This is a genomic window from Bradyrhizobium iriomotense (genome assembly GCF_030160715.1).
GTDB classification, from domain to species: Bacteria; Pseudomonadota; Alphaproteobacteria; order Rhizobiales; family Xanthobacteraceae; genus Bradyrhizobium; species Bradyrhizobium iriomotense.
The window spans coordinates 31,786-52,476 of the sequence record NZ_BSOW01000031.1 but is presented as its reverse complement, the minus strand read 5'-3'; the positions used below and the strand labels follow the sequence as shown (position 1 = coordinate 52,476).

18 protein-coding genes and 1 pseudogene are annotated in these 20,691 nt (G+C 65.2%); 7 read left to right on the top strand and 12 right to left on the bottom strand.

The window, feature by feature from the left end; all coding sequences use genetic code 11:
- Positions 1–3: 3 nt before the first annotated feature.
- The 3 genes from QQL28_RS34355 to QQL28_RS34345 all read right to left on the bottom strand — a co-directional run bounded on the left by QQL28_RS34355 (position 4) and on the right by QQL28_RS34345 (position 2,817).
- Positions 4–1,404 (bottom strand): class I SAM-dependent methyltransferase, encoded by a 1,401-nt coding sequence (locus QQL28_RS34355; protein WP_284272949.1) that lies wholly within the window; start codon positions 1,402–1,404, stop codon positions 4–6.
- On the bottom strand, positions 1,397–1,648 hold the full coding sequence (locus QQL28_RS34350) for a hypothetical protein (protein ID WP_284272818.1): 252 nt from the start codon (positions 1,646–1,648) through the stop codon (positions 1,397–1,399). The genes QQL28_RS34355 and QQL28_RS34350 overlap by 8 nt, the downstream gene beginning before the upstream one ends.
- Before the next feature lie 203 nt (positions 1,649–1,851).
- Positions 1,852–2,817: a tyrosine recombinase XerC gene (locus QQL28_RS34345; protein WP_284272816.1), complete on the bottom strand. Its 966-nt coding sequence runs from the start codon at positions 2,815–2,817 to the stop codon at positions 1,852–1,854.
- A gap of 112 nt (positions 2,818–2,929) precedes the next feature.
- On the opposite strand from QQL28_RS34345, the gene QQL28_RS34340 reads away from it, so the two are divergent.
- Positions 2,930–5,140 carry a primosomal protein N' gene (locus QQL28_RS34340; protein ID WP_284272814.1) on the top strand — a complete coding sequence of 737 codons (2,211 nt, stop codon included), beginning with the start codon at positions 2,930–2,932 and terminating at the stop codon, positions 5,138–5,140.
- 208 nt (positions 5,141–5,348) lie between these two features.
- Here the strand turns inward: QQL28_RS34340 and QQL28_RS34335 are convergent, their stop codons facing one another.
- Entirely contained in the window at positions 5,349–5,858 is a 510-nt protein-coding gene (locus QQL28_RS34335; RefSeq protein WP_284272811.1) for a septal ring lytic transglycosylase RlpA family protein, read from the bottom strand.
- Positions 5,859–6,492: 634 nt separating this feature from the next.
- Between QQL28_RS34335 and QQL28_RS34330 the strand changes: the two genes are divergently transcribed.
- The 6 genes and pseudogenes from QQL28_RS34330 to QQL28_RS34305 all read left to right on the top strand — a co-directional run bounded on the left by QQL28_RS34330 (position 6,493) and on the right by QQL28_RS34305 (position 13,423).
- Positions 6,493–7,053 carry a F0F1 ATP synthase subunit delta gene (locus QQL28_RS34330; protein ID WP_284272809.1) on the top strand — a complete coding sequence of 187 codons (561 nt, stop codon included), beginning with the start codon at positions 6,493–6,495 and terminating at the stop codon, positions 7,051–7,053.
- Positions 7,053–8,582, top strand: coding sequence for a F0F1 ATP synthase subunit alpha (gene atpA / locus QQL28_RS34325; RefSeq protein WP_284272807.1), 1,530 nt, complete (start codon positions 7,053–7,055; stop codon positions 8,580–8,582). The genes QQL28_RS34330 and atpA overlap by 1 nt, the downstream gene beginning before the upstream one ends.
- Before the next feature lie 139 nt (positions 8,583–8,721).
- Positions 8,722–9,597: a F0F1 ATP synthase subunit gamma gene (locus QQL28_RS34320; RefSeq protein ID WP_284272804.1), complete on the top strand. Its 876-nt coding sequence runs from the start codon at positions 8,722–8,724 to the stop codon at positions 9,595–9,597.
- Between the two features lie 34 nt (positions 9,598–9,631).
- Complete coding sequence (gene atpD, locus QQL28_RS34315; RefSeq protein ID WP_284272803.1) at positions 9,632–11,074, top strand: F0F1 ATP synthase subunit beta; 1,443 nt, start codon at positions 9,632–9,634, stop codon at positions 11,072–11,074.
- A gap of 113 nt (positions 11,075–11,187) precedes the next feature.
- Positions 11,188–11,595: a F0F1 ATP synthase subunit epsilon gene (locus tag QQL28_RS34310; protein ID WP_284272802.1), complete on the top strand. Its 408-nt coding sequence runs from the start codon at positions 11,188–11,190 to the stop codon at positions 11,593–11,595.
- A 140-nt stretch (positions 11,596–11,735) separates the two neighbouring features.
- Positions 11,736–13,423 (top strand): annotated as a pseudogene (locus QQL28_RS34305) (adenylate/guanylate cyclase domain-containing protein).
- A gap of 209 nt (positions 13,424–13,632) precedes the next feature.
- On the opposite strand, the gene QQL28_RS34300 reads toward QQL28_RS34305, so the two are convergent.
- From QQL28_RS34300 to QQL28_RS34265, 8 genes are all read right to left on the bottom strand, one after another.
- Positions 13,633–14,139 (bottom strand): RNA pyrophosphohydrolase, encoded by a 507-nt coding sequence (locus tag QQL28_RS34300; protein ID WP_284272801.1) that lies wholly within the window; start codon positions 14,137–14,139, stop codon positions 13,633–13,635.
- Between the two features lie 64 nt (positions 14,140–14,203).
- Positions 14,204–14,707: an RNA pyrophosphohydrolase gene (locus QQL28_RS34295; RefSeq protein WP_284272799.1), complete on the bottom strand. Its 504-nt coding sequence runs from the start codon at positions 14,705–14,707 to the stop codon at positions 14,204–14,206.
- Between the two features lie 71 nt (positions 14,708–14,778).
- A complete protein-coding gene (locus tag QQL28_RS34290; protein ID WP_284272797.1) occupies positions 14,779–16,002 on the bottom strand; it encodes a divergent polysaccharide deacetylase family protein in 1,224 nt (407 codons plus the stop codon).
- A gap of 147 nt (positions 16,003–16,149) precedes the next feature.
- Entirely contained in the window at positions 16,150–17,505 is a 1,356-nt protein-coding gene (locus QQL28_RS34285; RefSeq protein ID WP_284272795.1) for a S41 family peptidase, read from the bottom strand.
- Entirely contained in the window at positions 17,502–18,833 is a 1,332-nt protein-coding gene (locus QQL28_RS34280; protein ID WP_284272947.1) for a murein hydrolase activator EnvC family protein, read from the bottom strand. Before QQL28_RS34280 ends, QQL28_RS34285 begins: the two co-directional genes overlap by 4 nt.
- A 32-nt stretch (positions 18,834–18,865) precedes the next feature.
- On the bottom strand, positions 18,866–19,348 hold the full coding sequence (gene rlmH, locus QQL28_RS34275; RefSeq protein WP_284272793.1) for a 23S rRNA (pseudouridine(1915)-N(3))-methyltransferase RlmH: 483 nt from the start codon (positions 19,346–19,348) through the stop codon (positions 18,866–18,868).
- Between the two features lie 120 nt (positions 19,349–19,468).
- Positions 19,469–19,825 (bottom strand): ribosome silencing factor, encoded by a 357-nt coding sequence (gene rsfS, locus QQL28_RS34270; RefSeq protein ID WP_284272791.1) that lies wholly within the window; start codon positions 19,823–19,825, stop codon positions 19,469–19,471.
- A gap of 206 nt (positions 19,826–20,031) precedes the next feature.
- On the bottom strand, positions 20,032–20,676 hold the full coding sequence (locus QQL28_RS34265; protein WP_284272789.1) for a nicotinate-nucleotide adenylyltransferase: 645 nt from the start codon (positions 20,674–20,676) through the stop codon (positions 20,032–20,034).
- Between the last annotated feature and the right edge of the window lie 15 nt (positions 20,677–20,691).

Genomic DNA, 20,691 nt, shown 5'->3' with positions numbered 1-20,691 from the left:
GGTTCAGCTCGCAAGTCTTTCGAATTCGTACAGCGTGCGGCCACCCGGCGTGAGCTCGAGCCGCTGCACGATTCGGGCGTTTTGACTGAGGGCCTGCTCGAACTGACCGCTGTCGTAGCGGTCGAAGATATCGTGCCTCAATCGCAGCATGCGCTGGATCATCAGATCGGATTTCGGGACGAATTCGATCACGCCGCGCGGCGCGAGCGCGACCAGCCACTCCACCACCGACGGCAGCGGCACGTTCCGGCCGATCGCAAGGTGATGCACGATCGCAAGCGCGATCACCGCATCCGCGTCGCGTCGCGACGTCAGGCCAGATCGCTCGGTCTCCGCCCAGCCCTGGCCGGGGCTGGGATTCGCCGCGTCGCAGAACAGGGGCAGGAAGGACAGGTCGGCATCGGTCGCGCGTGTGACGGCGGATTCCAGCGCATTGAGGTCGGCGTCGAGGCCGACGACCGAGCGCGTCTGGTTCTGGAGCATCGATTGCGAATACCGGCCAGTGTTGCAGCCGACGTCCCATGCGCGCAGCGGGGCATGCTCCAGCGAGAAGCGGCCGATGAAATCCTGCTTCCTGTTCTCCTCGTCGTCCGCATACGATGTGTTCGCGTCTTCATATTGCTGCCACTCTGTCGGGCCGACGTCTTTCGGTGCAAGGCCGGCGACCCAGCGGCGCAGACGCCGCAGCACCATTTGCAGCGCGGCCTTGGGCAGCGGTTTTGCCTCGCGCGAGGGACTGTCCGAGCGCCGCCGCGCGCGCCGTTGCAACAGGTCGGGCAGCGTGATGTTGGTCAGGACATCGGGCGCCAGCCAGCGCTTCGGCCAGCCGATCAGCGCGACGATCTCGCTGGTCGGAATGCCGTCCAGCGCGCCGCGATACCAGGCGTTGTGCGAGATGCCGAACAGGGCGCGCAGCAGCAGCGGATTGACGAACTGCTCGACGAATTGGCGCTGGCCGGTCCAGTAATCGCCGTTGCGGTACGGCACGAAGGACGGGATGTCGATGAACACCGGCCTGACGCCGACGAACTGGATATTGTAGGCGCTGGCGTCTGACAGCGTCAGGTCGAAGTCGAGCGCGCGCAGGTGAATGTCGAGATGCAACAGCGCGGCGCGCTTGAGCAGCGCGAACGGCCACTCATAGGGATAGGAGACGAACGGAAGCCTTGGATGCTCCAGAAGGTGCCAATCTCCTGGCCTGTCATGAGGCTCGTTCGCCGCCGCGTCGGCGCTCAACGTCTCGGCCGCGATGATCCATCCCTTCTCGATCAGGTCGTCGTAGGCGCCGGACGATTTCAGCAGCAGGAAATTCCGGTAGGCCTCGTCATTGACCGCGCGAAAGACGCGATCGCCCGAGGAGTAGATGTATCCGGAGGGGTCGCGGAACGAGCCTGGATCACGCATCACGGTCGGGGGAGGATCCGTTGGACCAAACCTCCGGCGCTGTCTTGGAGCGGGAGAAGAAGCCCAGGATCCGCTTCCCATAGGAGCGGACGGCAATGAGACCGCCGGCGATGCCGGCGATCAGACCCTGCACGGCGAAGGCTCCGGTGCCCGGATCCAGATAGGCATAAGCGCTGGTCGGCATCAGCACGGCGAGGCCGGCCAGGAGCCCCACGATGACCACAGGAGAGCTGTTTTTCTTCATTGAACGCCCCGTCACTGCAACGGCGGTCCGGAACGCGCCGGCACCGCTATCAGCTACAAAGCGTAACACTCCACCAGAAGGCGTAACCTTAAATCTTGTCCATCAAGCCAAGTGTGACAGGCTCATGTGACTTTTGTGCATCTATTGTCGCAGTGCCGCATTTTTGAAGAACAAGGCAGCCCAGAAACAATCAGAAACAATCCTCAGCGCCGCGGATGCGCGCTGGCGTAGACTTCGAGCAGCCGCTCGGAATCGATGCCGGTATAGACCTGCGTGGTCGACAGCGAGGAATGGCCGAGCAATTCCTGGATCGCGCGCAGGTCGCCGCCGCGCGACAAGAGATGCGTGGCAAAGGAATGCCGGAGCGCATGCGGCGTGGCGCTGTCGGGTAGTCCCAGTGCGCCGCGCAAGCGCTCCATCGCGAGCTGGATGATGCGCGGGCTCAAGGGACCGCCGCGCGCGCCGACGAAGATCGGACCTTCCGCTGCAAGCGGATGCGGGCACATCGCGACATATTCGGCGACCAGCGCCAGCACGTTTTGCAGCACCGGCACCATGCGCGTCTTGTTGCCCTTGCCGGTGACGACGAGCACGTCGCCTTCACCGGGGCGCGGCACGTCGCGCCGCTTCAGTCCCAAGGCTTCCGAGATACGCAGGCCCGAACCGTAGAGCAGGGCCATCACCGCGGCGTCGCGCACGAGGATCCAGGTCTCGCGCTCTTCGCCGGTGCGCTCGTCGGCATCAGTGAGGCGTTTGGCTGACGCCATCGGCAGCGGCTTCGGCAGGCTCTTGGCCACCTTCGGCGCACGGATCGCCGAGAGCGCGCCGACCTTGCCGTTGCCTTCGCGCTCCAGGAAGCGGCCGAACGAGCGCAGGCCCGCGAGCGCGCGCATCAAGGAGCGGCCGGCGACGTCGTCGGCGCGGCGCATCGCCATGAAGGCCCTGATGTCGGTGGCCTCCAATGCGGCGAAGCGGTTCAGCGTCACGCGCTCGCCCCAATGCGTGCAAAGGAAGTCCAGGCACTGCCTGAGGTCGCGGGCATAGGCCTCCAGTGTCTTCGGCGACAGCCGCCGCTCCGCGCCGAGATGCGACAGCCAGCGCATCATCTCCTGCGCGATGCTGTCATCGGCGCTGGCGAGCTCGATTTTCGGGGCGGCCGCTTTGCTCATGAGCTCTGGACGTGGTGATTCCGCACAGTATATCGCATCACACTCGTTTATCGTTCGCTAAGGCCGCCGCTCGGCGCTAGCCTTCAGGCCCCCGGGTTCCGATTCTCCGTCCATGGATCATTCGCCGCGCAACAGCACTGTCTCCGCCACATCGACCCGCATGGTCGACGTGCTGGTGCCGGTCGCGCTCGACCAGACCTATTCCTACCGCGTGCCGCGCGGCATGGAGCTGAAGGCGGGCGATCTCGTCGGCGTGCCGCTCGGCCCGCGCGAGGTGCTGGCGGTGGTGTGGGCCGAGAACGCCAATCCGGATCCGCGCCTGCACAACCGTCTGAAGGACGTCAGCGAGAAGCTCGACGCCCCGCCGCTGAAGAGCGAGCTGCGCGCGCTGGTCGATTGGGTCGCCAACTACACGCTCGGTCCGCGCGGCATGGTTTTGCGCATGTGCCTGCGCATGGGCGAGAACCTCGGGCCCGAGCGGATGCGTGCCGGCGTGCGGCTGGTCGGCGATCCGCCAAGGCGGCTGACGCCGGCGCGGCGGCGGGTGATCGAGGTGCTGTCGGATCGCCTGCTGCACGGCAAGTCCGATGTCGTGAAGGAGGCGGGCGTCTCGGCCGGCGTGATCGACGGCCTCGTCGATGAAGGCACGTTGACGGTCGAGCCGTTGCCGCCGCCACCACCGCCGCCGGCGCCCGATCCCGCCTACGGCCAGCCGGAATTCTCACATCTCCAGCGCGCGGCGGTCGATGCGATGCGCGCGCTTGCGGCTAACGGCACGTTTCATGTCGCGCTACTCGACGGCGTCACCGGCTCGGGCAAGACCGAGGTCTATTTCGAGGCGGTCGCCGAGACCATCCGCCGCGGCAAGCAGTCGCTGATCCTGATGCCGGAGATCGCGCTCACCGGCCAGTTCCTCGATCGCTTCGCGCAGCGTTTTGGCGTGCGGCCGCTGGAGTGGCACTCCGAGCTCACCCCGCGCACCCGCGCGCGCAATTGGGCGGCGATCTCGGAAGGCAGCGCGCCGGTCGTGGTCGGCGCCCGCTCGGCGCTGTTTCTGCCCTACGCCAATCTCGGCCTCATCATCGTCGATGAAGAGCACGACCAGGCCTACAAGCAGGATGACGGCGTGCATTATCACGCCCGCGACATGGCCGTGGTGCGGGCGCACATCGCAAAGATTCCGATCGTGCTGGCCTCTGCCACGCCGTCGGTCGAGTCCGAGGTCAATGCGCGCAAGGGCCGCTATCAGCGCATCGCGCTGCCCTCGCGCTTCGGCGGCCAGCACATGCCGCATATCGAGGCGATCGACCTGCGCCGCGAGCAGCCCGCGCGCGGCCGCTTCATCTCGCCGCGGCTTGCCGGCGAGATCAGGACCGCGATCGAGCGGCGCGAGCAGGCGCTGTTGTTCCTCAATCGTCGCGGCTACGCGCCGCTGACGCTGTGCCGCGCCTGCGGCCATCGCTTCGCTTGCACCATCTGCGATGCCTGGCTGGTCGATCACAGATTCCGCCAGCGGCTGGTCTGCCATCACTGTGGCTTCTCGATGCCGCGACCGAACGTCTGCCCGCATTGCGCGGCGGAGGAATCGCTGGTCGCGGTCGGGCCCGGTGTCGAGCGCTTGCAGGAGGAGGCGGCGACGCTGTTTCCCGAGGCGCGCGCCATGGTGCTGTCGAGCGATCTCATCACCTCGATCGAGACCATGCGCTCGGAGCTGAATGAAATTGCCGAGGGCCGCGTCGATATCATCATCGGCACGCAACTGGTGGCAAAAGGCCATAATTTCCCGCGGCTCAATCTGGTCGGCGTGGTCGATGCGGACCTCGGCCTCAGCAACGGCGATCCGCGCGCTGCCGAGCGCACCTGGCAGTTGCTCAACCAGGTGATCGGCCGTGCCGGCCGCGAGCAGGGCCGCGGTATCGGCTATCTCCAGACCCATCAGCCCGAGCATCCCGTGATGAAGGCGCTGATCGCCTGCGATCGCGAGGCGTTCTACAACAGCGAGATCGAGCTGCGCGAGCGCACGCTGTATCCGCCGTTCGGGCGGCTCGCGGGCCTGATCATCTCCGCCGGCGATCGCCCGAGTGCGGAAGGATTTGCGCGCCGGCTTGTTGCGATGGCGCCGCGCGACGAGCGCGTGAAGGTGCTCGGCCCTGCCGAAGCGCCGCTCGCCGTGATCAAGGGCCGTTATCGGTTCCGGATCCTGGTGAAATCAGCCCGCGGCTTCGATCTCTCGGACTATCTGCGCAACTGGCTTGCCGTGGCGCCGAAGCCAAAAGGCAATCTCAAGCTCGAGACCGACGTCGATCCGCAGAGCTTTCTGTGACTTTCTCCGTCATTCCGGGGCGCGACGAAGTCGCGAGCCCGGAATCCATCTCACCGCAGCCCGATGGATTCCCCGGAATGACGGGAACATGAAAAAGCCCGCCGTCCCCCAAGACGGCGGGCTTGTTTCGAACGCAGCATATTTCACAAGGTCCGTTGCGGACGATGAAACTGCCGGGCTCGTGACGAGAAGCGCGTCGAACGACGCGTCAGGAGACGACCTCGGCGGTCACGCGGCCGACGCCGGCGCCGGTCAGGCCGATGGCGCGGGCAGCGCCGGTGGAGAGGTCGAGGACACGGCCGCGGACGAACGGGCCGCGATCATTGATGGTGACGATGACGCTCTGTCCGCCATGGGTGACGCGGAGCTTGGTGCCGAACGGCAGCGAACGGTGCGCCGCGGTCATGGCGTTCTGGTTGAAGCGTGCGCCCGACGCCGTGCGGCTGCCGGACTCATTGCCGTAATAGGAGGCCATGCCGGAGAACGTGCGGCCGGAACCCGAGGAGGGCGCGACGGAGGCGTTGGCATTAATCCAGGAGCCCGCATTGGACGTGTCGCTGGTGTTGGCCTCGTGGTGGCGGTGGTGGTGCCGGTAATGGTGATGCCGGGATTTCGCGGATGCCTCGGTGGCGGTTCCACCGACGACGAGAGTTGCAGCGACGAAAGCGATCGCGGTGCGCGGCCGGGTTGCAAACCCCAGCATCTTCAATGACAACATTTATTGGTCCCTACGCTAGTATTGCCACATATGTGGCCAGTGGAGCCCCCATCATTTTGCGAGCGTTTGCGCGTTTCGCGGTGCAATGCGGCATGAATTGGGCAGTAATTTTGGCGCGGGCCCGAATGAAATAATCTTGCTGTCCCGATGGATATTCGAGTGGCGCTCTGTGAGCTCTGGCTTTAACAATTCGCTAACTAATCCAATACTCACGAATACTGTAAAACCAAGTCATCGCCCGGCCTGTTGAGAATTTGATAAGTAATTGACCAAGTGGAGCAACCACCGCCGGCTCACGCCTCTGCGACCTGTGTTCATGGCCGCTATGCGCTGAGGGCGGGAACCAATGACGTCGAGGTGACGCGAGGGGCCTATCGGGGTGGCGGCGAGAGCATAGTTGGCGTCGCCTGCCTCCGACCAAAGCAGGGACGGAGAGCCGCAGCCTTTAATTTGGCGTCATGTTGCACCTGCGCGCCTGCTATGTTAGCAAAGCCGCGATTTTAACGAGCCGGTACTTCCCTGTGTCGGTCGAAAATCGAAGTCCCGCTTGAATTCCAAGGGCTTGGATCGCTAGGCGCCGCTTCGTGGCGACGGTTTTTCCCTTGCGAATTTGACAGCTATAAAGAGCGCGTCTGTGGCTGCAGAAGATACGTCCGTTTCCGGTGTGTCCGGCCGTTATGCAACGGCCTTGTTTGAACTGGCCCGCGACCAGAATGTGGTCGATGCGGTCAAAGCCGATCTCGACCAGTTCGGCGCCATGCTCAGCGACAGCGCCGATCTGAAGCGCCTCGTCCGCAGCCCGGTGTTCTCGGCCGACGCCCAGTCCAAGGCGCTGTCCGCGGTGCTGGACAAGGCCGGCATATCAGGCATTTCCGCCAATTTCCTGAAAGTCCTGACCGCTAACCGCCGGCTGTTCGCGGTGGCCGACGTCATCCGCGCCTACGGCGCGCTGGTCGCCAAATATAAAGGCGAGGCCACTGCCGACGTGACCGTCGCCGAGCCGCTCTCGGACAAGAATCTCGACGCCCTCAAGGCTGCCCTCAAGTCGGTGACCGGCAAGGACGTCGCGCTCAACGTGAAAGTCGATCCCTCGATCATCGGTGGCCTCGTCGTCAAGCTTGGCAGCCGCATGATCGATAGTTCGCTTCGCACCAAACTCAATTCGATCAAGCACGCGATGAAAGAGGCAGGCTGATGGACATCCGCGCCGCGGAAATTTCCGCGATCCTCAAGGACCAGATCAAGAATTTCGGCCAGGAAGCTGAAGTCTCCGAAGTCGGACAGGTGCTGTCCGTCGGCGACGGTATCGCTCGCGTCTACGGTCTGGACAACGTCCAGGCCGGTGAAATGGTCGAGTTCGAGAACGGCACCCGCGGCATGGCGCTGAACCTCGAAACCGACAACGTCGGTATCGTGATCTTCGGCGCCGACCGCGAGATCAAGGAAGGCCAGACCGTCAAGCGCACCCGCGCCATCGTGGACGCGCCGGTCGGCAAGGGCCTGCTCGGCCGCGTCGTCGACGCGCTCGGCAACCCGATCGACGGCAAGGGCCCGATCCAGGCCGACAAGCGCATGCGCGTCGACGTCAAGGCGCCCGGCATCATTCCGCGCAAGTCGGTGAACGAGCCGATGGCGACCGGCCTCAAGGCGATCGACGCCCTGATCCCGATCGGCCGTGGCCAGCGCGAGCTGATCATTGGCGACCGCCAGACCGGCAAGACCGCGATCGCGCTCGACACCATCCTGAACCAGAAGCCGCTCAACGCGCAGCCCGACGAGAACATCAAGCTCTATTGCGTCTACGTCGCGATCGGCCAGAAGCGTTCGACCGTCGCCCAGTTCGTGAAGGTGCTCGAAGAGCAGGGCGCGCTGGAATATTCGATCATCGTCGCCGCCACCGCCTCCGACCCGGCGCCGATGCAGTACATCGCGCCGTTCACCGGCTGCACCATGGGCGAGTATTTCCGCGACAACGGCATGCACGCCGTCATCATCTATGACGATCTGTCCAAGCAGGCCGTCGCCTACCGCCAGATGTCGCTGCTGCTGCGCCGCCCGCCGGGCCGCGAAGCCTATCCGGGCGACGTGTTCTACCTGCACTCCCGCCTGCTCGAGCGCGCGGCGAAGCTCAACAAGGACCAGGGCTCGGGCTCGCTGACGGCGCTGCCGGTCATCGAAACCCAGGCCAACGACGTGTCGGCCTACATCCCGACCAACGTCATCTCGATCACCGACGGCCAGATCTTCCTGGAAACCGACCTGTTCTTCCAGGGCATCCGCCCCGCGGTGAACGTCGGTCTGTCGGTGTCGCGCGTCGGCTCCTCGGCGCAGACCAAGGCTACCAAGAAGGTCGCCGGCAAGATCAAGGGCGAGCTCGCGCAGTACCGCGAAATGGCGGCTTTCGCGCAGTTCGGCTCCGACCTCGACGCCTCGACCCAGCGCCTGCTCAACCGCGGCTCGCGCCTGACCGAGCTCCTGAAGCAGCCGCAGTTCTCGCCGCTGAAGATGGAAGAGCAGGTCTGCGTGATCTGGGCCGGCACCAACGGCTATCTCGATCCGCTGCCGCTCAACAAGGTGCGGGCGTTCGAGGACGGCCTGCTGTCGCTCCTGCGCGGCAAGAACGTCGAGATCCTCAATGCGATCCGCGACAGCCGCGACCTCTCGGACGACACCGCGGCCAAGCTGAAGGCCGTGGTCGAAGGCTTCGCGAAGAGCTTTGCTTGATAGCGCGGCCGGGCAACCCGGCCACGCGTTTCGCCTGAAGCAACGATGAAGAGCGCGTGCCCGGCACACGGCCGGGCATGACGATAGGGATAGGCTAGCGGTCTGATCTGATCGGTCGGACCGTCGGGGTGAACGAAGAATGGCGTCTCTCAAAGACATGCGGGTCCGCATCGCCTCCACCAAGGCGACGCAGAAGATCACCAAGGCCATGCAGATGGTGGCGGCGTCGAAGCTGCGCCGCGCCCAGACTGCCGCCGAAGCGGCGCGTCCCTATGCGGACAAGATGTCCGCCGTGATCGCCAATATCGCCAGCGCCGCGGCGGGCTCGCCCGGCGCGCCTGCGCTGCTCACGGGCACCGGCAAGGATCAGGTCCACCTGCTCCTGGTCTGCACCGGCGAGCGTGGCCTGTCGGGTGCGTTCAACTCCTCGATCGTGCGTCTGGCGCGCGAGCGCGCGCTGGCGCTGATGAACGAGGGCAAGGAAGTCAAATTCTTCTGCGTCGGCCGCAAGGGCTATGAGCAGCTCCGCCGCCTGTTCGACAAGCAGATCGTCGAGCACCTGGACCTTCGCTCTGTCCGCCAGCTCGGCTTCGTCAACGCCGAGGATATCGCAAAGAAGGTGCTGGCACGCTTCGAGGCCGGCGAGTTCGACGTCTGCACGCTGTTCTACTCGCAATTCAAGTCGGTGATCGCGCAGATCCCGACCGCCCAGCAGGTGATCCCGCTGGTCGTCGAGGAGCCCGCCGCCGGCGCGAGCACGACGTCCTACGAATACGAGCCGGAAGAGGACGAGATCCTCACGCGCCTCCTGCCGCGCAATCTCGCGGTGCAGATCTTCCGCGCCCTGCTCGAGAACAACGCTTCGTTCTACGGCGCGCAGATGTCGGCGATGGACAACGCCACCCGCAACGCCGGCGAAATGATCCGCAAGCAGACGCTGGTCTACAACCGCACGCGTCAGGCTCAGATCACCAAGGAACTCATCGAAATCATCTCCGGCGCAGAAGCAGTCTGACCGGAAGCGAAATTCGGATCGAAGGAGACAGTAAATGGCTACAGCAGCCACCCAGATCGGTCGCGTCACCCAGGTCATGGGCGCCGTCGTCGACGTGCAGTTCGAAGGCCACCTGCCGGCCATTCTCAACTCGCTGGAGACCAAGAACGGCAACAACCGCCTGGTGCTGGAAGTTGCGCAGCACCTCGGCGAGTCGACCGTCCGCACGATCGCGATGGACGCCACCGAAGGTCTGGTGCGCGGCCAGGAAGTCACCGACACCGGTCAGCCGATCTCGGTGCCCGTGGGTGACGGCACGCTGGGCCGCATCATGAACGTCATCGGCGAGCCGATCGACGAAGCTGGTCCCATCAAGGCCGAGGGCATCCGCGCGATCCACCAGGAAGCGCCGACCTATACCGACCAGTCCACGGAAGCCGAAATTCTCGTCACCGGCATCAAGGTCGTCGATCTTCTTGCTCCGTATGCGAAGGGCGGCAAGATCGGTCTGTTCGGCGGCGCCGGCGTCGGCAAGACCGTGCTGATTCAGGAGCTGATCAACAACGTCGCCAAGGCCCACGGTGGCTACTCGGTGTTCGCCGGCGTCGGCGAGCGTACCCGCGAGGGCAACGACCTCTATCACGAGTTCATCGAGTCCAAGGTCAATGCCGATCCGCACAATCCGGATCCGAGCGTGAAGTCGAAGTGCGCGCTGGTGTTCGGCCAGATGAACGAGCCGCCGGGCGCGCGCGCCCGCGTCGGCCTCACCGGTCTGACCGTCGCCGAGCACTTCCGCGACCAGGGCCAGGACGTGCTGTTCTTCGTCGACAACATCTTCCGCTTCACCCAGGCCGGCTCGGAAGTGTCGGCGCTGCTCGGCCGTATTCCTTCGGCGGTGGGTTATCAGCCGACGCTCGCCACCGACATGGGCGCGCTGCAGGAGCGCATCACGACCACCCAGAAGGGTTCGATCACCTCAGTGCAGGCCATTTACGTGCCGGCCGACGACTTGACAGACCCGGCGCCGGCGACCTCGTTCGCTCACTTGGACGCCACCACCGTGCTGTCGCGCGCGATCTCGGAAAAGGGCATCTACCCGGCGGTGGACCCGCTGGACTCGACCTCGCGCATGCTTTCGCCGCTCGTCGTCGGTCAGGAGCACTACGACACCGCGCGCCAGGTCCAGCAGGTGCTGCAGCGCTACAAGTCGCTCCAGGACATCATCGCCATTCTCGGCATGGACGAGCTTTCGGAAGAGGACAAGCTGACCGTGGCCCGCGCCCGCAAGATCGAGCGCTTCCTGTCGCAGCCGTTCCACGTCGCCGAAGTCTTCACCGGCTCGCCCGGCAAGTTCGTCGACCTCGCGGACACCATCAAGGGCTTCCGCGGCCTCTGTGAAGGCAAGTACGATCACCTCCCGGAAGCGGCCTTCTACATGGTCGGCACCATCGAAGAGGCGGTCGAGAAGGGCAAGAAGCTGGCTGCCGAGGCGGCCTAAGCTCTGTCACTCGTCATCGCCGGACTTGATCCGGCGATCCATCGAAAGAGAAATTTGATGGATGGACCCGCGGGTCAAGCCCGCGGGTGACAACAGAAGCAAGCGGAAACATCATGGCCACCTTCCACTTCGATCTCGTGTCTCCCGAAAAGCTCGCCTTCTCCGGCGAGGTCGATCAGGTCGACATTCCCGGTTGGGAAGGCGATTTCGGCGTGCTCGCCGGACATGCTCCGGTGGTGGCTGCGGTGCGGCCGGGCATCCTGACCATTTTTATCGGTGGCCAGAAGCAGAAGGTCATCGTGACCGGTGGTCTTGCCGAAGTCTCCGACAACCGCCTGACGGTGCTCGCCGACGTCGCCACGTCGCTCGAGGAGCTCGACCGGGCGCAGTTCGCTGACACCATCGCGCAGATGCAGGAGAAGCTCTCCGAGAAGGAGGGCGGCGAGCTCGATCTGGCGGTCGCACGGCTCGACCACTACAAGAGCATCCAGAGCCAGCTCAGCTCGACGGCGATGCACTAACGCGGCGCGTCGCCGCCTCACCAAAAAACTGTAGCAAATTCAGCGCCCGTCACGACCGCGACGGGCGCTGAAACCTTGTTGCACCGCGTCTTGGATAACGGCATTCTGCCGCCGGGAATGGAGTTCCAGGGCTGGTGCAGATGAAACGCAAGATCGCGGCGATCTTCGCGGCGGATATTGCCGGTTATTCCAGGCTGGTCGCGGAAGACGAAGAGGAGACGCTGCGGCGTCTCGCGTCGTATCGGTCCGTCGTCGACGATTTCATCGCGAAAGCCGGCGGGCGCATCTTCAACACCGCCGGCGATGCCGTGCTCGCGGAATTTCCGAGCGCGGTGGATGCGGTGCGCTGTGCGATCGACATCCAGGAGTCCTTGCGGACCCGCAACATGGCCTATCCGCCGAGCCGGCAGATGTCGTTCCGCATCGGCATCACCATCGGTGACGTGGTCGAGCGCGACGGCGACCTCCTGGGCGATGGCGTCAACATCGCCGCGCGCCTCGAAGGGCTTGCCGAAGTCGGCGGCATCTGCGTCTCGCGCGCCGTGCACGAGCAGGTCGCCAACAAGCTTTCGGTGCAGTTCGCCGATATCGGTGCGCAGGAGGTCAAGAACATTCCGACCCCCGTGCACGCCTACATGGTCGCGATGCGCCGTGAGGACGGAAGCTATTCGACGCCCCAGGTGAAGAAGCTGGGCGCGAAGGCCGCGCCCGCGCCGAACTGGATGTGGCCGCTGGCGGTCGCGGTTATCTCCATCGTCGCGATCGTGTCGCGGGCTTTCTCTACTTCACCAAGCTGGAGCAGTCGTCGACGGCGGTTGCGACCTCGAGCCCGGCGCCAAGCGCAACCGCCACGCCGAGCGCGCCTGCCGCGGCGCCAGCTCCGACGGCCAGTCCGGCGGCAAAGGCACCTGCAAGCTCGCCAACTGCGACCCCGACGGTAACTCCGACCGCGACCGCGGCAGCCTCACCCACACCGGGTCCGCTGCCGCCGACCTCCGCCGCAGCCGCCAAATTTCCGGCCGACTCCGTCCCCTTCGTCAGCGAGCGTGTCCGTGGCTATCTCAGCAACGAATACGCGTCCGCCGCCGACTACAAGGCCTTCGCTTTGAACATTGCCGGCTTCACCGGTGCGGCGCTCAATCAGCCGACCGAGGACGCCGCACGAAACGCCGCCGTCGAGCAGTGCCAGAAGCGCGCAGATTCCGCGCAAAATCCGCGCCGCTGCGAGATCTACGCGGTCGGCAACAATGTGGTCTATGCGCACGGGAAGCCGCCGATGCCGCCGCAGCCCTTCATGCGGCACGACGCGATGACCGAGCGTGCGTTCGCATCGAAGGATGTGCCCCTGATGCGCGATCCCGGCAAGCAACGGCTCGAGGCCACGTTCGTCCCGGCGGCGAAATCGCGGGCGCTCGCGCTCGGCCCCGGTGGAGGGCAGTATTTCATGAACATCGGCGCGCCGTCGCCCGATGAGGCGATGCGGCGCGCGCTGGAGTCCTGCGGCGCGCTCGCCGGTGCTGCCTGCATGATCGTCGCGGTCGACGACAATTTCGTGGTGCCGATTCCGAGCCTGTTCAAGATCACCGGATTCTTCCACGCTGCGAGCAATGCCTCGATCGCGGCTGACGCGCGCGACGACGTCGCTCGCAAGCTTGGTGATGCGATGGGCTGGAACGCGGTTGCCGTCGGCACCACGGGACGTGCGGGCCTCGGCCTGAAGGCCGCCGACGAGCAGGGCGCCGTCAACACCGCGCTCGCCGATTGCGCCAAGCGCGACAGCGATTGCCACGTCATCGCCGTCGGCCCGTTCACCGTGGGGCCGAACTAGAGCGGGATGGGGTTAGGTTGAATCAATCGCGCCGCGGGCTCGGTAACCTCTCCCGCTTGCGGGGGAGGTCGGCGCGAAGCGCCGGGTGGGGGCTCTCTTCACTCAGGGAGTCTCTATTGTGGAAGCACCCTCTCCCCAGCCCTCTCCCGCAAGCGGGAGAGGGAGCGCACCTTCCTCGTGGCAACAACCAAGCGTAACCCGCTCGCGCTTTAGTGCGAGGCAAAGCGCGCGAAGTGCTGCGCCACCGCGCGATAGACCTCGCGGCGGAACGGCACTACGAGATCGGTGACACGGTCGAGACGCTCCCAGCGCCAGGCGTCGAACTCGGCGGGCTGGCCGTTGCGCGGTGTCAGCGGATCGATCTCCTCGTCACGGCCGGTGAAGCGCAGCGCGAACCATTTTTGCCGCTGGCCGCGGAATTTCGCCAGGCGATGCGTCTGGGGTCCGTCATAGGGCGGGAAATCGTAAGCGAGCCAGTCGGTCTCGCCGAGATACTCGGCACTCTTGACGCCGGTCTCTTCCCAGAGCTCGCGCATGGCGGCATCGCGCAGGTTCTCGCCTTCGTCGACGCCGCCCTGCGGCATCTGCCAGTCCAGTCCCGGCAGGATGATCTCGGGGCCGTCACCCCGGAAGCGATGGCCGATCAGCACCAAGCCATCGGCATTGAACAGGGCGATCCCGACATTGGGACGATAGGGTTTATTGTTGCTCGACATCCGGTCACTTGCTCGATCGTCATTCCGGGTTCGTGCTTCGCACGCCCCGGAATGACGATGCAAATCACTCATCCGCCAGCGCGGCGAATTCCTGCACCACGCGATCATAGACCGGGCGCTTGAACGGAATGATCAGCGAGGAAAGATTCTTCATCGGCTCCCAGCGCCAGGTGACGAATTCCGCCTTGTGACCGCCGCCGGGATTGGCGACGTCGATCTCGCTGTCCTTGCCGGTGAAGCGCATGGCGTACCATTTCTGGCGCTGGCCGCGGTAACGGCCTTTCCAGGCACGGCCCGCGACGGTGCGCGGAATGTCGTAGGTGAGCCAGTCGGCGACCTCGCCGAGCCGTTCCACCGAGCGCACGCTGGTCTCCTCGTAAAGCTCGCGCCTGGCGGCTTCCCAGGTATCTTCGCCGGGATCGACGCCGCCTTGCGGCATCTGCCAGACATGACTCTCGTCGACATGCTCGATGCCGCCGGCACGGCGCCCGATGAAGACCAGTCCGTTCTTGTTGAGAAGCATCACCCCGACGCAGGTCCGGTAGGGCAGATCCTCGTAACGCGTCATTCCGCCAAACCTCTCGCCACTCGTGGCCGACTCCTTCGGCCCCGTGGGACCCGCCGTGCCAATCCGTTGATTCAGCTGGATTTTGATTTCAACATCGCGGTTGTCAATGGCACCAGCAGGACACCGCGGTCGGGAAGCGTCTTGATCCAGGCGCCGATCCGCTCGATCGAGACGGGCAGGGCGGAGGCGGTGCCGATGGCGACACCGCGCTCGCGGGCGACCGATTCAAGCTTGTTCAGGGCGCGGTCGATCTCGGCGCCGGTCGGCACCGCGTCGATCGCGATGTCGCCCTTGCCGAACGGCATCGCCTGGCCTGCGGCGGCCTGGGGCGCGACGCTGCGTGGCGAGGAACCGTCGTCGAAGAAGCCGAGCCCGCGCTTGGCCGCCTCGCGCACGATCGGCTGCATCGAAGCGTCGGTGGCGATGAAGCGCGCCCCCATGAAATTGGCGAGGCCCGCATAGCCCTGCATCCGGCTCAGGTGCCAGTACAGACGGTCCATGTTCTGGTCGGCGCTCAGCGAAGTCAGCAGGGTCTGCGGGCCCGGATCATTGTCGGGGAAGTCGTAGGGCTCCATCGGGATCTGCAGGAAGATCTCGTGGCGCTGGGCGCGTGCGCGCTCGGCGAGCTTGCCGGGATCGGCGCCATAGGGCGTGAAGGCCAGCGTCACCGCGCCCGGCAGCTTCATGATCGCATCGGCGGTCTTGGCGGCACCGACGCCGAGCCCGCCGATGACGATCGCGATAACGGGCGTTCTTGCCGCCTTGGCGCGGTCAGCCTCCGCCGCATAGACCGTGAACGGCTTCAGGTCGGCGGCTGCGACCGGGATCATGCCGTAGCGCGACTTCTCGAGCAGCCGCTGGTCGATCCCGGACATGATGGCGGGCGCGGCGGAGGCCGGCTCGCCCTTGTCGGCAGCTTCGCCGCCACTGCCGATCACGACGTCATGGCGGGCGCCGCTGGAGCCGTCGATGATGGTGACGGTCTTCTGGTCGCCGGGTGCAGCCTGCTTCGGCGCCGCCTTGGTCTCGTGCTTGGTCTCCTGGCCCGAACTTTCGGAGGCTGCGGCTGCCGGCTTGTCCTCGGTCGCCTTCTGCTCGCGGATGGCAACGCGCGTGATCGGCTCGCCGCCGAGCGGATCCTTGTGGAAGATGGCAAAGCCGGCAAAGGTCGCGAGGAACAGGAGAAGCAGGACGGCAAGCACCTGGAGTCCCGTGAACGGCAGCCGCAGCTGGCGTTTCCGGCGCGGCTTCTCCTGTCCGAGCGGGGCGCTCAGATCATCGGCCGTTTCAGTCATGCGCGATCCCGAATCACTCGGCAATGACGATACCACGGCCGGGTCAAGCGGCGGCAGGCCGGGGCTCTACAGGGGAGCGGCTTCCCAGCAAAAAGGGCGGCTCGGAGGAGCCGCCCTTTGTCGCACCGTTGAGGTTGCAGTGTTGCGTCAGTTCGCCGCCTTGGGCTTGTCGGCCGCGGCCTTGTCGGTACCCGGCGTGGGCGCCGCGGAGGCGCTGTTCTTGATGCCGTGCAGGAGGTCGTCGGCCATCTTGAGCGCCTTGTCGTCCTTGGCATCCGGCGGAACGTAGGACTGCGAGCCGGTCTTCTCGTCGCCGTCGTTCTTGAGGTGGCCGCGCAGCGAAGCCTCGCCCTTGGTGTCGGTGCGGGACTTCAACTCGTCTGGCACGTCCTGGAGCACTTCGATGTCGGGCACGATGCCCTTGGCCTGGATCGACTTGCCCGACGGCGTGTAGTAGCGCGCCGTGGTCAGCCGCAGCGCGCCGTTGCCGCTGCCGAGCGGAATGATGGTCTGCACCGATCCCTTGCCGAAGGAGCGCGTGCCGACGATGGTCGCGCGCTTGTGGTCCTGCAGCGCGCCGGCGACGATTTCCGACGCCGAGGCCGAGCCGCCATTGACCAGCACGATCACCGGCTTGCCCTTGGTCAGGTCGCCCGGATGGGCGGAGCGGCGCTGCGTCTCCTCGGCATTGCGGCCGCGGGTCGACACGATCTCGCCGCGCTCCAGGAAGGAGTCGGAGACGGTGACCGCTTCTTCGAGAAGGCCGCCGGGATTGTTTCTGAGATCGATGACGTAGCCCTTCAGCTTGTCGCCGATCTGGTTCGAGAGATTGGCGATCTCCTTCTTCAGGCCTTCGGTGGTCTGCTCGTTGAAGGTGGTGATGCGGATATAGGCGATGTCGTCGGCCTCGACGCGCGCGCGCACCGAGCGGACGCGGATGTTGTCGCGCACCAGCGTAACGTCGATCGGATTGTCGACGCCCTTGCGAATGATCTTGAGCTTGATCTTGGTGTTGACGGGGCCGCGCATCTTCTCGACCGCCTGGTTCAGGGTCAGGCCCTGCACCGCCTCGTCGTCGAGATTGGTGATGATGTCGTTGGCCATGACGCCGGCGCGCGAGGCCGGGGTGTCGTCGATCGGCGAGACCACCTTGATCAGGCCGTCCTCCATGGTGACTTCGATGCCGAGGCCGCCGAACTCGCCGCGGGTCTGCACCTGCATGTCACGGAAGCTCTTGGCGTCCATGTAGCTGGAGTGCGGATCGAGGCCGGAGAGCATGCCGCTGATCGCCGATTCGATCAGCTTGGTGTCGTCGGGCTTCTCGACATAGTCGGAGCGCACGCGCTCGAACACGTCGCCGAACAGATTGAGCTGGCGATACGTGTCCGCGGTCGCGGCGCGCGCGCTCGAGCCCATGAACACCGCGCGCGGCTGGGTCACGAACAGCGTCAGCGCCGCGCCGGTGGCCGCGCTGAGGAGGATAACTGAAGTCTTGCGCATCATCCGCGAACCTTCTCGCCTTCATTTGCGGCCCACCATGGGCCTGGATCGATTGGAGTGCCGTCTTTGCGGAACTCGACATAGAGCACGGGTTGACTCGCATTCGTGGCGAGAATGGAGGCGACTTGGGATGTCGACCCCATGGTCGCGACCGGCTCCCCCGTGAGCACAAACTGTCCGATGTTTACCGAAATGCGCTCCATCCCGGCGATCAGGACATGATACCCGCCCCCTGCGTTAAGGATCAAGAGTTGTCCATAGCTGCGGAAGGGGCCTGAATAGACCACCCAGCCATCACACGGCGTCGTGACCTGGGAGCCGGGCCTGCTTGCCAAGGAAATGCCCTTTTGGACGCCCCCGACGCCGTCGGAACCGCCGAAATCCCTGATCTTGGTACCGTTGACCGGCAGGGGCAGCAGGCCCTTGGCCGAGGCGAAGGCGATTGCCGGGCTGGTCCGGGAACGGTCCTTGAAGGCGGCCGGCCCCGGCTTGGCGTTGGCGGCCGCCTTCGCCTCGGCCTGCTTTGCGGCCTCTGCCGCCTTCTCAGCCGCCTTGGCGGCGCTTTGCAGGTCTTGCTCCATCTTGGTGATCAGGCCCTGGAGGTCGCCCACCTGCCTGGAGAGCGTGATCGCCCGCGCATTCTCGGCGTCGAGGTCTTTTTCCCGCGAGGCCTGCTGGCGCTGCCGCTCATCGACGAGGGCTGCAAGCCGCGTCTGGTCGTTGCGGACCTTGTCGCGGTCGGCGGCGAGCTGGTCGCGCTCGGTTGCGATGTTCTTGCGCAGGGCCACGAGCTCGCCGAGCTCGCTCGCGATCCTTTCGGCGCGGCCACGTAGTTCCGGAACCACGGCGCCAAGCAGCATGGCCGTGCGCAGCGATTGCAGCGCGTCCTCGGGTCGCACCAGAAGCGCGGGCGGCGTCCGGCGTCCGGCTCGCTGGAGCGCGGCCAGAACCTCGACGATGTCAGCGCGCCGCGAGTCGAGCGAGGTGCGCATCTCCTTCTCGCGCCCGTTGAGCGCGGTCAGCCGCTGCTCGGCCTCGCCGATCTTGGTCTCGACGCTGCGCACGTTGGCGGCAGTGTCGATCAGTTGCTGGTTGAGCTGGGTACGGTCCTGGCCGAGCGAGGCGATTTCGGCCTTCAGCTTGGCCTGCGCCTCCTCGGCGCTCTTCTGCCGCTGCCGCGTGGCTTCGAGCTCCTGCTCGCGCTGCTTGATCGCATCCGCCGAGATTGCGGCAGTCTGCGGCGCAGGCGTTGCCGTCTGCGCTGCCGCCGGCGCAAGGTGGCTGCCGGCAAGGCCTGCGATCAGCAACAGGTTGAAAAGCGGCGCCCGCATCTCGTCGGAAAAGGTGCTCGTTGTGGCGCGAATCACGCGCGATGATAGGGATGGCCGGCCAGGATGGTTGCGGCCCGATAAAGCTGTTCCAGAAGCATGACGCGGACCATTTGGTGCGGCCAGGTCGCCGAGCCGAACGCGATCGCGAGCTTGGCCTTACGGCGCAATTCGGGCGAAAGTCCGTCCGCCCCGCCGATGATGAATATTGTATGCGCGCTACCCTCGTCCCGCCAGCGGCCGAGATTCCGTGCGAATACGGTCGAATCGAGATTTTGCCCGCGCTCGTCCAGCGCCACGATTACCGATCTGTCAGGAATGTGCGCTTCGATCGCAGCGGCCTCTTCGGCCATGCGCGTTGCGGTGTCGCGCGCGCGGCTTTCGGGAATTTCGCAGATCGTGAGCTCGCGAAACCCGAGCTTGCGGCCGACCTCGTCGAACCGCCCAAAATAGCGATCGGCAAGCTCCCGTTCGGGGCCCTGCTTCAGCCGGCCAACCGCAATGACAGCAACACGCATGACGTCTTTAGAACCGCGTCTTTAGAACCGCGTCTTGAGAGCCGCGTTTTCAACCCGCGCGCCAGGCGCGCGCACGACGCTAGCATGCGCGTCAGCCGATTCGAAATCGGCCTGTTCGGTCTAGATCGCCTTCGCCGCCCCTGGGCCCTGCGTGTACAATCTCTCGAGATTGTAGAACTCACGGACCTCGGGTCTGAACACGTGCACGATCACATCGCCGGAATCGATCAGCACCCAGTCGCAATTGGGCAAGCCCTCGACATGGATGTTCTTGAGGCCGGTTTCCTTGAGGCTCTTCGTGACGTTTTCCGCGATCGCGCCAACGTGCCGGTTGGCCCGGCCCGTGGTGACGATCATGTAGTCGGAGTACGCCGATTTGCCGCGAAGGTCGATGGTGACCGTCTCTTCCGCCTTCATATCCTCGAGGCGGGAGAGGATCAGGCTCAGCGTCTTGTCGGCGTCGGGTTGCGCCTTCAAGGCCGCAGCTTGGGTCGATGTTTTACGCGTAGGCTTAGCAACCTTGGGTAAAACAGACTTGGACAATACAGATGTGGTCAGGGACCATTCCTTTCACTGTATCGCGAACGCCGAATCCGCGCTCACTGGCTACACTACATCATGTGGGGTTAAGGGTTTCAATATGCCAGAGCGTGTTCCCCCCACGACCCGCCTCACGCGATGCCTCATTTGGCCGCCTTCCAGCTCCCGTCCGGGTTCCGCAAGGTGGTCGAGGACAGGCTGAGCTTCAGCCCGGTGAGGAAGACCCATGCCGGCGCCTGCCGGTCCGCAAGCCGCGTGGCTTCATTCTCGGGCAAACGGTAGCGGGCTAGCGCCTGGGCGGCGGGGGAAGCGAGGGCGCGAAAGCTTTGCGGCGGGCGGTCGATGACCGCCATCGGCACCTGGGCGGCGATGCGCTGCCAGTCCTGCCAGCGATGAAATTGCGCGAGGTTGTCGGCGCCCATGATCCAGACAAAGCGCAAGCCGCTCGCGCGGCGGCGCAAGAAGTTGATCGTGTCGATAGTGTAGCGCGTGCGAATGACGGATTCGAGACAGCTCACCTCGATGCGCGGATCGTCAGCGACATCGCGCGCGGCCTTCATGCGCTCGCCGAGCGCGTGCAGCGCGCCGTTCTCCTTCAAGGGATTGCCCGGCGTCACCAGCCACCACACGCGATCGAGCTGCAAGCGCGTGAGCGCGAAGCGGCTGATCGCGCGGTGCGCGTGATGCGGCGGATTGAAGGAGCCGCCGAGCAGCCCGATGCGCATGCCATCGGTGTAAGGCGGCAACGCTTGCGCCACGAAGCGCGGCACGACGAAATGGTTGCTCAATGCTCGCCCTGCGAG